14 protein-coding genes are annotated in these 14132 nt (G+C 55.6%); 6 read left to right on the top strand and 8 right to left on the bottom strand.

Going from position 1 to position 14132, the window contains the following annotated elements; all coding sequences use genetic code 11:
- Positions 1-201: 201 nt before the first annotated feature.
- The 3 genes from NNL35_RS12730 to NNL35_RS12720 all read left to right on the top strand — a co-directional run bounded on the left by NNL35_RS12730 (position 202) and on the right by NNL35_RS12720 (position 1754).
- Positions 202-726 (top strand): type 1 glutamine amidotransferase domain-containing protein, encoded by a 525-nt coding sequence (locus tag NNL35_RS12730; RefSeq protein WP_006679395.1) that lies wholly within the window; start codon positions 202-204, stop codon positions 724-726.
- 475 nt (positions 727-1201) lie between these two features.
- Positions 1202-1369, top strand: a complete 168-nt coding sequence (locus NNL35_RS12725) for a hypothetical protein (protein ID WP_254553388.1) — start codon at positions 1202-1204, stop codon at positions 1367-1369.
- A 91-nt stretch (positions 1370-1460) separates the two neighbouring features.
- A complete protein-coding gene (locus NNL35_RS12720; protein ID WP_006679597.1) occupies positions 1461-1754 on the top strand; it encodes a hypothetical protein in 294 nt (97 codons plus the stop codon).
- Positions 1755-1921: 167 nt separating this feature from the next.
- Here NNL35_RS12720 and ptsP read toward each other — a convergent pair whose 3' ends face one another.
- The 4 genes from ptsP to aroA all read right to left on the bottom strand — a co-directional run bounded on the left by ptsP (position 1922) and on the right by aroA (position 8252).
- Entirely contained in the window at positions 1922-3649 is a 1728-nt protein-coding gene (ptsP, locus tag NNL35_RS12715; protein ID WP_006679596.1) for a phosphoenolpyruvate--protein phosphotransferase, read from the bottom strand.
- Positions 3646-5535: a glucose PTS transporter subunit IIA gene (locus NNL35_RS12710; RefSeq protein ID WP_006679595.1), complete on the bottom strand. Its 1890-nt coding sequence runs from the start codon at positions 5533-5535 to the stop codon at positions 3646-3648. Before NNL35_RS12710 ends, ptsP begins: the two co-directional genes overlap by 4 nt.
- 937 nt (positions 5536-6472) lie before the next feature.
- Positions 6473-6907 carry a CoA-binding protein gene (locus tag NNL35_RS12705; RefSeq protein WP_006680047.1) on the bottom strand — a complete coding sequence of 145 codons (435 nt, stop codon included), beginning with the start codon at positions 6905-6907 and terminating at the stop codon, positions 6473-6475.
- 40 nt (positions 6908-6947) lie between these two features.
- On the bottom strand, positions 6948-8252 hold the full coding sequence (aroA, locus tag NNL35_RS12700) for a 3-phosphoshikimate 1-carboxyvinyltransferase (protein WP_006680046.1): 1305 nt from the start codon (positions 8250-8252) through the stop codon (positions 6948-6950).
- 115 nt (positions 8253-8367) lie between these two features.
- On the opposite strand from aroA, the gene NNL35_RS12695 reads away from it, so the two are divergent.
- Complete coding sequence (locus NNL35_RS12695; protein ID WP_006680045.1) at positions 8368-8682, top strand: rhodanese-like domain-containing protein; 315 nt, start codon at positions 8368-8370, stop codon at positions 8680-8682.
- Here NNL35_RS12695 and NNL35_RS12690 read toward each other — a convergent pair.
- Complete coding sequence (locus tag NNL35_RS12690) at positions 8679-9191, bottom strand: shikimate kinase (protein ID WP_006680044.1); 513 nt, start codon at positions 9189-9191, stop codon at positions 8679-8681. The two genes, NNL35_RS12695 and NNL35_RS12690, sit on opposite strands and share 4 nt — an antisense overlap.
- A 214-nt stretch (positions 9192-9405) precedes the next feature.
- On the opposite strand from NNL35_RS12690, the gene NNL35_RS12685 reads away from it, so the two are divergent.
- Complete coding sequence (locus NNL35_RS12685) at positions 9406-9726, top strand: hypothetical protein (protein ID WP_006680043.1); 321 nt, start codon at positions 9406-9408, stop codon at positions 9724-9726.
- A gap of 38 nt (positions 9727-9764) precedes the next feature.
- On the opposite strand, the gene gndA is transcribed toward NNL35_RS12685, so the two are convergent.
- Together gndA and NNL35_RS12675 are read right to left on the bottom strand one after the other, a co-directional pair.
- Entirely contained in the window at positions 9765-11177 is a 1413-nt protein-coding gene (gene gndA / locus NNL35_RS12680; protein ID WP_006680042.1) for an NADP-dependent phosphogluconate dehydrogenase, read from the bottom strand.
- Positions 11178-11340: 163 nt separating this feature from the next.
- The gene (locus NNL35_RS12675; protein ID WP_006680041.1) at positions 11341-11937 is read right to left on the bottom strand and encodes a hypothetical protein; all 597 of its coding nucleotides are present in this window, start codon (positions 11935-11937) and stop codon (positions 11341-11343) included.
- A gap of 138 nt (positions 11938-12075) precedes the next feature.
- Here NNL35_RS12675 and NNL35_RS12670 point away from each other — a divergent pair, with 138 nt between their 5' ends.
- Positions 12076-12711 carry a YktB family protein gene (locus NNL35_RS12670; RefSeq protein WP_006680040.1) on the top strand — a complete coding sequence of 212 codons (636 nt, stop codon included), beginning with the start codon at positions 12076-12078 and terminating at the stop codon, positions 12709-12711.
- A gap of 151 nt (positions 12712-12862) precedes the next feature.
- On the opposite strand, the gene NNL35_RS12665 is transcribed toward NNL35_RS12670, so the two are convergent.
- Positions 12863-14041, bottom strand: a complete 1179-nt coding sequence (locus tag NNL35_RS12665) for an MFS transporter (RefSeq protein ID WP_006680039.1) — start codon at positions 14039-14041, stop codon at positions 12863-12865.
- Positions 14042-14132 lie beyond the last annotated feature (91 nt).

Below are 14132 nucleotides of genomic sequence, written 5' to 3'. Positions count from 1 at the left end.
GACGTTATGGTAATGAATAGATAAGGAACAGTTCCATCCGCAGAACAAATCTCCCTGTTAAAATCGTAGGCGATTCCGCCCCAAGACTCAATAGGCTTCATTATGGAAATACAGCCGTTAAGATGCAATAAGGCCCGGATCGCGTTCGATTGCTCAGGAGGTTGGTTCTTCGATACAACGTACGAAGGAGTTGAGATTTTTATGCGTTTAAGCGGCAAGCGCGTCATCGCGCTCGTTGATGAGGAATTCGAGGATTTGGAATTATGGTATCCGGTTCACCGCGTCCGCGAAGAAGGGGCGGAGGTGCATCTGGTTGGCGATAAGGCCGGCAAGACGTATATCGGGAAGTACGGCGTTCCCGCCACATCCGACTATGCTTTCGAGGATATCGATGCCGGGACATACGACGGCGTGCTCGTGCCGGGAGGCTGGGCTCCCGACAAGCTCCGCCGCTATGAAGGCGTGCTCTCCATTATCCGCGGTATGGACAAGGCGGGCAAGCCGATAGGCCAGATCTGCCACGCAGGCTGGGTGCTCATCTCCGCCAAGATTCTTCAAGGCCGGACCGTGACATCGACGCCGGGCATCCGGGATGACATGGAGAACGCGGGCGCGACGTGGCTCGATCAGGAGGTCGTCGTGGACGGCCATCTCGTATCGGCCCGCAGACCGCCCGATCTTCCCGCTTACGGGAAGGCATTTTGCGACAAGCTGGCGGAAGGCTGAGCTAGCGCATGACAAGCAGAAAGGCATGGACCCGTATCCGGGGGGCTATGCTTCAGACTGTCGACAAAGTCCTGTCGACAGTCTTTTTGTTAGGAATGGCGGGGGCGGGGAAGGCAGGACAGCTTAGGTTAGGGCAAGCTGGTCTGCGCTTGCAGCGAGCTGGTCCTGCATGAGCTGGTACCACATGAGCTGGTACCGCATGAAAATGCTGCACAGGCGCAGCATTTTTAGCCTCAAGAGGCGAAATTTTAAGGAAATCCTGCAAAACTGCAGCATTTCGCCACTTTAAACGCTCTCTACGCCTTGCCGTAGAGGAATTGCTGTATTTTTGCAGCAATCCTATTTTTCGCAACCTCGTGTCGGTAGAATTGCTGCATTCTTGCAGGATTGGTAGAGTAAGATAATCAGAGGTGCAAGAAATGTTGCAGCTTTTGTGGAGCAAGAACCTAGAGTGGTGGGTAATACTGCAGCTTTTGTGGAGCAAGGAACTAGAGTGGTGAGTGATACTGCAGCTTTTGTGGAGCAAGGACCTAAAGTGGTGGGTAATACTGCAGCTTTTGTGGAGCAAGGAACTAGAGTGGTGAGTGATACTGCAGCTTTTGTGGAGCAAGGACCTAAAGTGGTGGGTGAGACTGCAGCTTAGGCGGAGTGAATGACCCGGAGCTTCAGACGTTCTGGCCGGGAACGACAGAAGAATATATAAAGATGTATTGGCAAACTGAGCCTATCAGACCTTGAACGGCGTCTTGGAGCGGCTGCGCATCGGCGCGCCTGGGCGGATCATCGCCATTGGCTCGCTGCGGTTGAATGATGAATTATTTGGGTTCTCCGCAGCACCGTCTTTGCCGGACTTCATTCCGCTTCATTTCTATCCGCATGACTATATCGAGAAGGTGCTTCACGCCGAACTGGCCGCTCCGCTACGGCTCCCGTTGCATCCGTACCACCGAATTTTGTCGGGGTTCATGCGGATTTCTCCGAATCCGGATGATTTGCGGGACATGGAAAACCGGCCGCCCATCTCCTAATTTGTAAATATGGATAAAAACGGAAAATACGCCCTCGGTTGCAGTATTTCGCGGGAGTTTGTCTTCAATCTTAGGCATGGCCCCGTTATCCGGGGACCATGCCTTTTCTGGTTTGGAGACAGATCCATCTCCATAGGAAGAGGCCGGGAGGCCCTACCGAATTGAGGTCACGACGTTAAATGCCGTTCGACCAGCTCATCGATCTCGGCCTTGGAACGGGCCGCGAAAATGCGTTCCGCCAGTTGCTCGCTCCCGGTTCGGGTAGCGCGGTGGATAGCCGCCTTCACCCGCGGAATGAAGCGCGAGGACATGCTCAGCTTCGTGACGCCGAGAGCGATCCAGAGCGGCACGGCCCGCGTGTCTCCCGCCATCTCGCCGCAGACGCTGATGCCGATGCCGCGGGCCTGGGCCGCCTCGATCGTATGGCGGATAAGCCGCAGCACGGCGGGATGGAACGGATCATACATATGCGCAATCTGCTCGTTCATCCGGTCAACGGCAAGGGTATACTGCACCAGATCGTTCGTGCCGATGCTGAAGAAGTCAACCTCTTCCGCGAGGCGATCGGCGATCAGGGCCGCAGCCGGAACCTCCACCATAATGCCTACGGGCAGCTTCTCGTCAAATGGCAGCCCTTCATCCCGCAGCTCCGCCTTCGCCTGTTCCAGAACCGCCTTGGCCGCGATGATCTCCTCCACGGACGAGATCATCGGGATCATAATCGCGACCGGCCCATGCGCGCTCGCCCGGAGAATGGCGCGGAGCTGAGACTTGAACAACTCCTGCTGGTCAAGGCAAATGCGAATCGCCCGGTAGCCGAGGAACGGATTGTCCTCTTCCGGAAGATTCAAATATTCCATCGGCTTGTCGCCGCCGATATCGAGCGTGCGGATAATGACCTGCGAATCTTTGTAATGCTCGGCTGCATCCCGGTAGACCGCCAATTGCTCCGCTTCGGAAGGCGGGTACGAACGATCCATATACATGAATTCGGTCCGGAACAGCCCGACCCCCTCCGCCCCGTTCTGATCGGCGATCTCCAGCTCGCGCGTGGAGCTGATGTTGGCCGACAAGTTGATCGTCAGGCCATCCTGAGTGACAGCAGGGAGCTTGACCAGCTTCTTCAGCTCGTCCATCTCCCGCGCATACGCTTCGTGCCGGACCTCGTACTGCTTCACGACCTGCTCCGGCGGCTCGATATAGACGATGCCGTGCTCCCCGTCCACGATGACCAGATCGCCGGTCTGGACAGGCCTTGTAATTTTCCCCTCCAGTCCGAGAACGAGCGGAATGCCGAGCGCCCGGGCCATAATCGCCGAATGGGACGTCTTCCCCCCCATCAGCATGACGATGCCGAGCACATTCTTCGGATTCAGATGGACAAGCTGCGACGGCGATAGCTCCTTCGCGACCAGAATATATGGCTGCGTATCGGTCGGCAGCGTAATCTCCGGCGCGCCCAGCAAATGCTTGAGCAGACGGTTGCCGACATCCTTGATGTCGAGCGCCCGCTCCTTCATATACTCATCGTCCAGCAAGTCGAACATCGTGACGAAGTGATCGATAGCCTCCTTCACCGCCACTTCCGCCGCCTTGTACTGCCGCTGGATAATGCCTTGAATCTCATTCATAAATATCGGATCGTCCAATATGGCCAGATGCGCGTCAAATATCGAGGACTCTTCATTCCCGACCATCTCGCGAATCTCGCTCTTAATGAACTCGATCTCATCCTTCGACGAACGGATGCCTTCGTACAGCCGCTCGAATTCGCGGGCCAGATCGGACGGATCCATCTTCTCCTCCGGCACGTCCCATTCCCACGTTGGAAGCACGAACGCCTTGCCGATGGCGATCCCGCTGGAAGCCCCGATTCCCTCCACCTTCTGCGTCATCGTCTACCACCTCCGTTAGCATGCTCCTTCAGCACGACCGACATGACGGAAGTCTGTCCCCGCTTAACCGCCGCGAACGGCGCGAAGCTCCAGGAAGCGACCGCATCCGAATTCGTAATGACCATCGGGGTCGCGAGCGATGCGCAGTGTTTCTTCACTTCGTTGTAGTCGAATTTTATCATAAGCTGTCCCGGTCTCACTTCATCACCTTCCTGTACAACTGCCTGAAAACCGGCGCCATTCAACGATGACGTCTCGATTCCGATGTGAAGGAGGACTTCCAACCCTTCCGGCGTCTCGATGCCTAGCGCGTGCATAGTAGGATAGACATGGCGCACTCGGCCATGTACGGGCGAGACGAGCTCGCCTTTGTCAGGCAAGAAGGCGACTCCTTGTCCGACAAGCTTTTGCGCGAAAATGCGGTCCGGCACCTCTTCAATCGGGATCATCTTCCCTTGCACCGGAGCGACAAACCAGACTTGCTTCGAGTTGCGCTGCAGCCGCTTCACCATCTCATCCTTGATCAGCTCCGAATAGGTGCCGAAGACGACCTGCAAATGCCCCCCGCCCAGACGAATGACGCCCGCCGCTCCAAGCTTGCGGAGCGTATGGCGATCGACCAGCTTGTCATTGTTGACGCGAAGCCTCAGCCGGGTAATGCAGGCCTGAATGTCGGCAATATTATCCTTGCCCCCAAGCGCCTGCATAATGAGCGGAACCCGGTGGAGCAGATCGCTCGCCATATCGTCGAGCAAGGAGCCTTCCACCCGGCCGGGGGTCGGAATCTGGAACTTCTGGATGGCGAAGCGGAAGACGACATAATAGATGAGCGCGAACGCGATGCCGATCGGGATAATCCACAGCGCTCCCTTCGACTGGTGGAAATTGACGACATAATCGATCGCTCCAGCCGAGAACGAGAAGCCGTGCCGCACGCCAATCTCGGCCGTAATCCACATCGCGGCCCCGCTCAACAGCGCATGGACGATGAACAGGTACGGCGCCGCGAACAGGAACGCGAACTCAATCGGCTCGGTAATTCCCGTCAGCAGCGAGACCAAGGCCGCCGTCATGTACGTCTTGCGCACTTTGGGACGAAGGTCCTCCCGCGATTCGTGCACGATGGCCAGCGCCACGGCCGGCAGCGCGAACATCATAATCGGATACAGACCGGCCATGAAGACGCCCGCCGCCGGATCTCCCGCAAAAAAGCGAGGCAAATCGCCGCTGTACGTCATTCCTTCGGCATCGGTAAATGTACCTACCTGGAACCAATAGAGGTTATTCAGGAGATGATGAAGCCCGAAAGCGACCAGCACCCGATGCAGAACGCCGTACAAAAAGACGCCGAATCCGCCCATAGCCAATATTTCCTGTCCCAAAAACTGTATGCCCTGCTGCATGAAGGGAGCCAGCATAATCATCACCCAGGAAAGGGCGATCGAGCACAGGGTCGTAAGGAGCACCGCAAATCGCTGGCCTCCGAAAAATTGCAAATATTCCGGAAAGCGCACATCCTTGAAGCGTTGATGGACGAGTCCCGCCAATATCCCGAAGATGATGCCGTTCAATACGGTCGGCTCGAAGGCCGATCCGCTCCATTGATTCAGCAGCTGGCGGAAAATAAAGATGCCGAGCAGCGCCGACAAGGCAGCGACTCCGGCATTGTTCGCCAAGCCAAGCGCAACCCCGACCGCAAAAATGTAGGGCAGCACATAAAAAATCGTCCGGCCTGTCAGCTCGAACAGGGCGGCCGTATCCTCCAAGCCCGCACCCGCCAGAAGATGGCCGAACGCCAGCGCCAGCGCCGCCGCCGGCAGCGCGATAAGCGGCTGCATGAGCGCCCGCGACAACTGCTGAAGAATCCCTAACTGATTCAAGGACATCCTCTCCTTCTACCAAGAATGGTAAGGGCTTCGCGGAGCTTTGTCAAAATAAAATAAAGTGCGTGTTCAAAAAGGACGGTTTTCAGCACCGAGAAGGTTGCAAGAACTCAGGCTGTTGAGAAAGTCCAAGGGATTTTGTGGCACTTCATTTTTTATGTGGTGGCTCTCGTCTCTCAGTAGAAAAAATCGATTTAAAACGCTATGGGTGCTAAGTTTTGAGTAGGAAAATGGACAATCTCCACCCCTTAATAAAAAAACAGAGGTGTTCCAACGGCCTGAAAACTGCACCATTTCCCTAGACACGCCTATTCGGTAAGCGAAATCCGCAAAACTCCACGATTTCTCCAGACACCTATTCGGTAAGCGAAATCCTGCGCAAATACAGCAATTCGATATGGACGACTTTACCTGAAAGGGAATCCTGCAAATCTGCAGGAATTTAACCCGTTTTGCTTCGGCTTGAAGCAAAAGGGCCTAAAATGATGTAGATTTGCAGCAATTCCTCGGGATGTGGACTTATTGAGCCGAAATTCCTGTAAAATAGCAGCAAATTACCTCCACACGTTCAAGCCCAAGGAGGCAACGATGCCTCCGGAAGGCAATGATGCTTCCTGAAGGCGATGATGCACCCAGGATCCGACGCGGTCTCTTGGATCCCGTGAAATCAGGCCATTGAGAAGTCTATGGGAATTTTCGCCACTTCATTTTTTATATAGTGAATTTCGTCTCTCAGTAGAAAAAATCGATTTAAAACGCTATGGGTGCCAAGTTTTGAGTAGGAAAATGGACAATCTCCACCCCTTCATAAAAAACAGGGGTTTTCCAACAGCCTGAAGAATTCGAAGCATATGCTTTTTGAACAACTCTAAAAAGGAAGAAGCCGGGAGTTCTCGTTCCGCATAAGAAGAGAACCCCCGGCGCGCTGCCCCGGAATCTGCTAAGATCCAGTCTTCCCATGCGGGAGCAGAATCGAATCCAGCACTTTGATGCACAAGTCCAGGACGCAGAACATGCCGTTGTCCGCGGCGATACGGGCCGCTTCTTCATTGACAATCCCCTGCTGCAGCCATATGGCCTTCGCCTTGACCTCCGCCGCCTCTCGGGCCACGTCCGCGCAATATTCGCTGCGGCGGAACACGTTCACGATATCGATCGGAACCGGCACGTCCTTCAGCGAGGGATAGCAAGTCTCGCCAAGAATCTTGTCTGCCTTCGGGTTAACGGGAATGATGCGATAGCCTTTCTTCTGCATCGCTTCCGCGACCATATAGGATACTCGCGTCGGGTCATCGGACAAACCGACAACAGCTATCGTGCTGCTCTCGTTCAGCAGCTTGCGGATCTCTTCCTGGGGCGGGTGCTCATAGCTCATTTTCATTCACTCCTTCCACTATCATAACCTTGTGAATAGGTTATGCTTCCACCCATTCCACCTGCGCGCCCAACGCTTGCAAATGGTCAAAATATTGAGGGTACGATTTGGCGACATGATGGGCATCGCGAATACGAATCGGCTGCTGCGCACGCAGCCCGACCACCGTAAGCGCCATAATGACCCGGTGATCGTAATGCGCATTGATCTCGACTCCGCCGGCTACGCCTTGCGGCTTCCCGTGCACGATAATCTCCGCCTGCCGCTCCTCCACATCCGCGCCGGCCTTCCGAAGCTCGGTCACATAATCGGTGATGCGGTCGCATTCCTTGTACCGCAAGTTCTCTATATTGTAGAAGCGCGAGGTTCCATCGGCGAAGACGGCGGCCGCCACCATCGCGAGCACGGCATCGGTCGCCGCGTCTCCGTCGAACTCCACTGCCTTCAGCGGAGCGCCGCCCTGGATGCGAACCGTCGAGTCCGTATGCTCCAGCGGCACGTCCATCATGCGCAGCACGTCGACAATCGCGCGTTCTCCCTGCTTGCTGTCCTCGGTCAAGCCTTTGACGACGATGTCGGAAGGAACGACGGCGGCCGCCGCCAGCACTGCGGCCGAGCCCGGATAATCCCCTTGCACGACATACGTCTTCGCTTCATAGCTTTGGTTGCCCGGCACCCGGAAATACATCAGATCTTCGCGGGCATCGATACGAATGCCGGCCTGAGCCAGCACTTCCAGCGTCTGGCCGACGACCACCTTGGACTTGAGATCGTCCACAACCTCGATGACACTGTCCTCGCCCAGGAGCGGAGTGAGGAAGAGCAATGCGCTAAGGAACTGGGAGCTGACGCTTCCCGAGACGCGGATATGTCCGCCCTTCGGCTCGCCTCCGCGAATGGTGATCGGCAGCTTGCCATCCCGATGCGACACGTCCACCCCCATTTGGGTGAGCGACGCAATCAGATCGTCATGCGGACGCTTCCCTAGCGAGTCCGGATAGGCGTTGATGAAATTCACCTCCGGCAGCAAAGCAGCAACGGCCATCAAAAACCGCAGCACGGCTCCGGCATTGCCCACATTCAGTTCATGTGCCGGATCCGCCAGTTGCGGACGGCGTCCGAAGCCCGTAATGACCAGCTTCTCGTCGTCCTCCTCCAGCACTGCGCCAAGATCGCGCAGACAGCGGCGCATGGCATCGCTATCTTCACTGTGGGCCGGATAGTATATTGTGCTCGTCCCTTCCGCCAATCCGGCGGCAAGCAAATACCGGGTCGTGTAATTTTTGGATGACAATGCCTGAATTTCACCTTGCAGCCGGGATGTCGGCTTTACGATAACGTCCATGCGCTTCCACTCCTTTAAATTTAAACGTATAATAATGATAATATTCACTGAGCGCCTGGCTCAGATGAGCTAGGACGACTCAATCATTCCATGAAGAAAGGATGCTTGTTCCCGAATGACACCCATCAAAACGATCGAGGCCGCAGTGCTGAGAAGCCGGCTGCAGCGCGGCGAAGCATTAAACATGATCGATGTGCGCGAGGATGAGGAAGTTGCCCTAGGCATGATTCCCGGCGCCAAGCATATTCCGATGAACGAGATTCCGGAACGGCTTCAAGAGATCGAGCCGGCGGAAGAGACCATCTTCATCTGCCGCAGCGGCTACCGCAGCGAGCGCGTGTGCGAATATTTGCAGCACCTCGGCAGGGACAATGCCGTGAATCTGGAAGGCGGCATGCTCTCCTGGACCGAGCTGGAATCCGAGGACTAGTTCCGTTCCATATAAACGAGGATTCGGGCGCACAATTGTTCCACGGACTCGCTGTCCGTCGGCACGCATAGATGAGCGAAGTCGTACAGCCCGCGGCGCTCCGCCATCAAGCGGCGAACCCGCTCCTCCACATCGCCCTGCAGCAGCGGACGGTTCCGGTCCTGGCGGACCCGCTCCACGATCGTCGCCTCCTCTGCTGTCAGATGAATCACGGTGGCCTGCTCCTTCATGCGCTTCCGGTTCTCTTCCTTCAAGACGGCCCCGCCGCCGGTAGCGATAATCTGAGGAACCTCCTCCTCCAGCAGCAGCGAGAGAATCCGTCCCTCCTGCTCCCGGAAATAAGCCTCCCCCCGCTCCGCGAAAATATCGGGAATCGACTGTCCCGTCCGGCTGACAATCTCCTCGTCCAGATCGCGGAAGCGAAGCTTCAACTGCTCGGCCAACCGTGCGCCGACGGTTGATTTGCCGGTTCCCATAAATCCGATAAGTACAATCGATCGATTGCTCATGCTGCTATCCTCCGTCCTGCTGGCGTAAACTTCCCATATGATAGCATACGTATCTTCCGTTCGACAATGGCGCCATGTATAAAATCACCGCCTTCGACATAAAGATGATGATTATAAGAATGTTGTGCGCCTTGAGCCGGTATAATGCATCTTGCCTGATCGAAAGGTACAAGCATCATCGGCAATCGAAGAGGCCGCGTAGGAGTGAATCGGCATGTCCACCTTGCCCTCCCCGGAATCCCATTCCGCACAGCGCAGCGTATCCGCCCGTATGGCCCGTATTATGGACACGCAGCATCCTCTGTGCAGAGAAGACATCGTGTGGGTATTGAACTTCGTGAAAAGCAAGCTTACCGAGAAGGATGAAGCATGGGCCCGTCTCGGTCCGGAACGGATTCTGCAAAACTTCCGCTATTTCGCTGAAATTTCTCTGCTTCTCATTCGCGGTGTAAGCTTCAGCGAGAAATCGGAACATATTCGCCAATATTTGGCCGAAGCAACATACGGGCTTCTGGACCAGGATGGCAATCCGTAAATAACGCCGGGCCCACGCGGGCCCGGCGTTATGATGCCTTATTCGGACAACCAGTTATAGTGGAAGGTTCCTTCCTTATCGACGCGCTTGAACGTATGAGCGCCGAAGTAATCGCGCTGTGCTTGAAGCAGGTTCGCAGGCAGCCGCTCTGTGCGGTAGCTGTCGAAGTAAGCGAGCGCGCTCGCGAAGCCCGGCACCGGCACGCCGTAAGCGACTGCCGCAGCAACCACTTGACGCCAAGCATCCTGGTAACTTTCCACAATATTTTTGAAGTAAGGGTCAAGCAGCAGATTCTTGAGCTCCGGATCCCGGTCATACGCTTCCTTGATGTTATGCAGGAAGCGGGAGCGGATAATGCAGCCGCCCCGGAAAATCATCGCGATATCGCCATAGCGCAGATTCCAGCCAAATTCGTCGGATGCGGCGCGCATTTGGGCGAAGCCCTGTGCGTACGATACGATCTTGCTTGTATAGAGCGCCTTGCGCACATTCTCGATAAATTCGGCCTTGTCGCCCGTGAATGGCTTGGAAGCCGGACCTTGCAGCACCTTGCTCGCCGCGACGCGCTCTTCCTTCAAGGCGGACAGGAAGCGGGAAAATACCGATTCCGTAATCATCGACAGCGGCACGCCAAGATCCAGCGCGCTTTGGCTTGTCCATTTGCCCGTGCCCTTTTGCCCGGCGGAGTCAAGAATGATGTCCACCATCGGCTTGCCTGTCTCTTCGTCATATTTCGAGAAGATATCGGCCGTAATCTCAATCAGGTAGCTGTCAAGCTCCCCGTTGTTCCATTCCGTGAAGATGGAATGAAGCTCCTTCGTATCAACGCCAAGCACTGTCGTCAACAGATGGTACGCTTCGCAGATCAGCTGCATGTCGCCGTACTCGATGCCGTTGTGAACCATCTTGACATAGTGGCCCGCTCCGTCCGGTCCGATATATGTGCAGCAAGGATCCCCGTTGACCTTGGCCGAGATGGAGGTCAGAATCGGCTCCACCAGCTTGTAAGCACTCTCCTGGCCGCCCGGCATAATCGCAGGCCCCTTCAAAGCTCCTTCTTCCCCGCCGGATACGCCCGCTCCGATAAAGCGGAAGCCTTTTTCCTCCAAATATTTGCTGCGGCGCTGAGTGTCCGGGAAGTGGGCATTCCCGCCGTCAATAATAATATCCCCTTGATCGAGATGAGGCAGAAGCTGTTCGATCGTCGCATCGGTAGCTTGTCCCGCTTGAACCATAATCAAGATCTTGCGCGGCACAGCCAGGGAATCCACGAATTCTTCAATGGTATATGTACCCGTCAACTGCTTGCCTGCGGCCTCTTGCAGAAGCGCATCGGTCTTCTCGCGTGAACGGTTGTAGACAGATACGGCGAACCCGCGGCTTTCAATATTAAGCGCCAAATTTTTGCCCATTACGGCAAGGCCGATGACACCAATTTGATTCTTCGTCATATGGTCCTTCCACCCTTTATCTATAATTTGATATAGCGTAACATTACGCCTATTGTACCGCACAGGAATACACCCTGCAACATTCCGCCCCATATAAATCTTGCGGAAGGAAGGGTGTATATGGGGTATTGGGTGTCCGGCCGCCGAAGGCTGCAGCGCAACATTACCATTCCAGCTGAATCATCTCCCGGCGCAGAATCTCCAGCCGTTCCTTGCACTCCGCCGCCTTCTCCGCATCGTTCGTTCGCATCGCTTCGTGCAATTCCGAGAGGGCATAATCAATCTCCAGCCGAAGCTCGCTCATCCGTTCCTCCGCCTGCGTCGACGCGAAGGCCTGCGCCATTTCCTCCATGGTAATGACCGGCCGCTTCTGGTACAGCACCCGCTGCTCGGGTCCGCATATTTCCACGAGGCGAATCCGTTCGCCGAACATAATATTTTCGACCAGCACCTGTCTATCCTTGCATCGCCGCACGACCGCATGGCCGCGCACATGCCCGATCATTCGCTCCATGAACTCGGATAATTTCTCGTCCCGAATCGTATAATCGCCTACCAGCTTGAACCGATCCTGCAAGCGCTGAAAACGCAATTTGACCAGCTTCCGCCCCGTTCGGATAGACACGATAAACAATGTCTCATTCTCGCTCCAATACAAGGAATAGCCCTCCTGTATCAGATCCCGAATGAGGTTTTGGATTTGCCGGCGGTCAAAGCGCAGCTCCAGATTCCGGTACTCCACCTCATCACTGCGGTTCACGGCAATCCCTCCTTACGATATCGTATACTCCATCATATGATTCGGTAACTTGGTTATTGACTCGAATTGCTCGCGCCGCTCAAGTTGGTGCAGATTATGGTATAATCGGCTTACACCGGCACGAAAGGAACGATAACGATGAGCATTTCATTTACCGGATTTAACGCAGCCGACTTCCAGGTCTTCCGTACCGAAGGACTCGAAGCTCGCATGGAAGGAATCCGCGAACATATCCAGCCCAAGTTCCAAGCGATAGGCGAAGAGCTTGTCGGCGATGCCGCTGTGCAGAGCGGCCAAGAGATGTTTTTACATATCGCGAAGCATGCCCGGCGCACGGTCAATCCGCCGAAGGACACGTGGCTCGCCATCGGTCCGAACAAGCGCGGCTACAAGTCGCTGCCCCATTTCCAGGTCGGACTGTTCGATGACCATGTGTTCATCTGGCTGGCCTTCATCTATGAAGTGGCGAACAAGCGCAATATCGCGAGCATGATGCTGAACGATACGAAGCGGTTCCGCTCGCTTGTCCCGGCCGACTTCGTCATCTCGATGGATCATATGAAAAAAGACAACGTCCGCGTCAGCGATATCAGCGATGAGGAATTGAAGAAGATGCTTGTCCGCTTCCGTGACGTCAAGCAGGCGGAATGGCTCGTTGGGCGGAACATCGCCGCGCACGATCCAGTGCTCTCCGACGGCGAAGCGTTCATGGCGCTGGCCCGGGGCACGCTGACGGCGCTGATGCCGCTGTACAAGCTGGCGCTGGAGGCGTAGCCCCAGCTCAACTTCTCCACTACGGCGGCAATGGCTAACAGGACAAGCCGGAGCACAGAGAAAAGGGTGATTCCCCCGCGCGCTTCATGCGGGAGAATCACCCTTATTGTATCCTTGCGTCCAATCTTGTGAGCCGTCCAAGATGGAGGGACTAAATGGAAGTTCCGGCAGAGGCCTTCGCCCGTTCCGCCACCGAGAAGCGAACGAGCAAGCCGATGGCCGCCAAGCACAAGATGCCGCCGATGATATAAGGCAGATTGGCGTTCCATTTGAAGATGGCAACGGCCAGCAGCGGTCCGGCGATGCGGCCGAAGCTGTCCATGGATGAATTGAGACCCGACGCGACCCCCTGGCTGACCGTCGTCTTCTGCGTGATGAGGGATGTGACGCATGGCCGGATCAGCGCATTGCCGATTCCGAAGACGCATAAAAATATTGTCGCGTTCACCATGTTCGATGACAGCAGCAGGAGGAAAAAGCCGAGCGCGGAAATGACCAGCCCGGCGCCGATCGTCTTCTTTTCCGCTCCGTTCTTAATATAACGTCTCACAATTCCGCCCTGTACAAGCGCGCCGGCGAGGCCGCAGTAGAAGAACATGAAGCCGATGTCAACGGCCGTAATATCCGGAATGCGGACCGCCTGGAAATAGAGCAAGGTGGACTCCAGCCCTGCTAGCGTAAAGGTCACGAAGAAGGACAGCACATACAAATATTTCATCATGCCGGTAAAGGCCGTCCAGCGGGAAGGCGCCGCCTCGCTCGGCTGCATCCGCTTCTCCTTCGGCAGCGATTCCTGCAGCAGGGCGAAGCCGAGCAAGCAGGTCAGCAGCGTCAACGCCGATGCGGCAAAAAAGGGCGCGTTATGTCCGAGCTTGCTTATAATGCCCCCGAATGCAGGACCGAACGTGAAGCCGAGACCGATCGCCATTCCGACCATCGCCATTCCCTTCGTCCGCCGCTCCGGCGGCGTAATGTCAGCAACGTATGCGACGATGACGGCTGTCACCGCACCAGAGAACAAGCCTCCGAGCAAGCGCGAGGCATACATCATCCACAGAGAGCCGTCCGCCAGGCCGAACAGCGCGTAACTGGCGCTGAAGCCCAGCGTTCCGATGAGGATGATCGGGCGTCTGCCTACTTTTTCTGATAGCGCTCCCCACAATGGGGACAGAATAAAGGATACGAGCGAGTACAGCGAGAGCATCAGCCCCAGATGCACTTCACTCGCGCCGGCATCGGTAATCATCATCGGCAGAACCGGAATGACGATGCCGAATCCGATAAATACCATCATCAGCATGAGCACGACGACAGTCATTTGTTTTTTCATGAGACAGTTCCCTCCTATGTATACGTTCATCCTAACATAATTGGTAATCAACGAAAATGACTAAAATGCGACAAATGTCACACTCTTCCGC

This window comes from Paenibacillus dendritiformis, assembly GCF_945605565.1.
In the GTDB taxonomy this organism is placed as follows: Bacteria; Bacillota; Bacilli; order Paenibacillales; family Paenibacillaceae; genus Paenibacillus_B; species Paenibacillus_B dendritiformis_A.
Note: the sequence above shows the minus strand (reverse complement) of the source record. Positions and strands in the feature narration are given on the sequence as shown.

Bases quoted from the DNA above. Each gene is read 5' to 3' on its own strand.
- NNL35_RS12730 (WP_006679395.1), top strand. From the start codon at position 202: ATGCGTTTAAGCGGCAAGCGCGTCATCGCGCTCGTTGATGAGGAATTC.
- ptsP (WP_006679596.1), bottom strand. From the start codon at position 3,649: ATGACGCAGAAGGTGGAGGGAATCGGGGCTTCCAGCGGGATCGCCATC.
- NNL35_RS12710 (WP_006679595.1), bottom strand. From the start codon at position 5,535: ATGTCCTTGAATCAGTTAGGGATTCTTCAGCAGTTGTCGCGGGCGCTC.
- NNL35_RS12705 (WP_006680047.1), bottom strand. From the start codon at position 6,907: ATGAGCTATGAGCACCCGCCCCAGGAAGAGATCCGCAAGCTGCTGAAC.
- aroA (WP_006680046.1), bottom strand. From the start codon at position 8,252: ATGGACGTTATCGTAAAGCCGACATCCCGGCTGCAAGGTGAAATTCAG.
- NNL35_RS12695 (WP_006680045.1), top strand. From the start codon at position 8,368: ATGACACCCATCAAAACGATCGAGGCCGCAGTGCTGAGAAGCCGGCTG.
- NNL35_RS12690 (WP_006680044.1), bottom strand. From the start codon at position 9,191: ATGAGCAATCGATCGATTGTACTTATCGGATTTATGGGAACCGGCAAA.
- NNL35_RS12685 (WP_006680043.1), top strand. From the start codon at position 9,406: ATGTCCACCTTGCCCTCCCCGGAATCCCATTCCGCACAGCGCAGCGTA.
- gndA (WP_006680042.1), bottom strand. From the start codon at position 11,177: ATGACGAAGAATCAAATTGGTGTCATCGGCCTTGCCGTAATGGGCAAA.
- NNL35_RS12670 (WP_006680040.1), top strand. From the start codon at position 12,076: ATGAGCATTTCATTTACCGGATTTAACGCAGCCGACTTCCAGGTCTTC.
- NNL35_RS12665 (WP_006680039.1), bottom strand. From the start codon at position 14,041: ATGAAAAAACAAATGACTGTCGTCGTGCTCATGCTGATGATGGTATTT.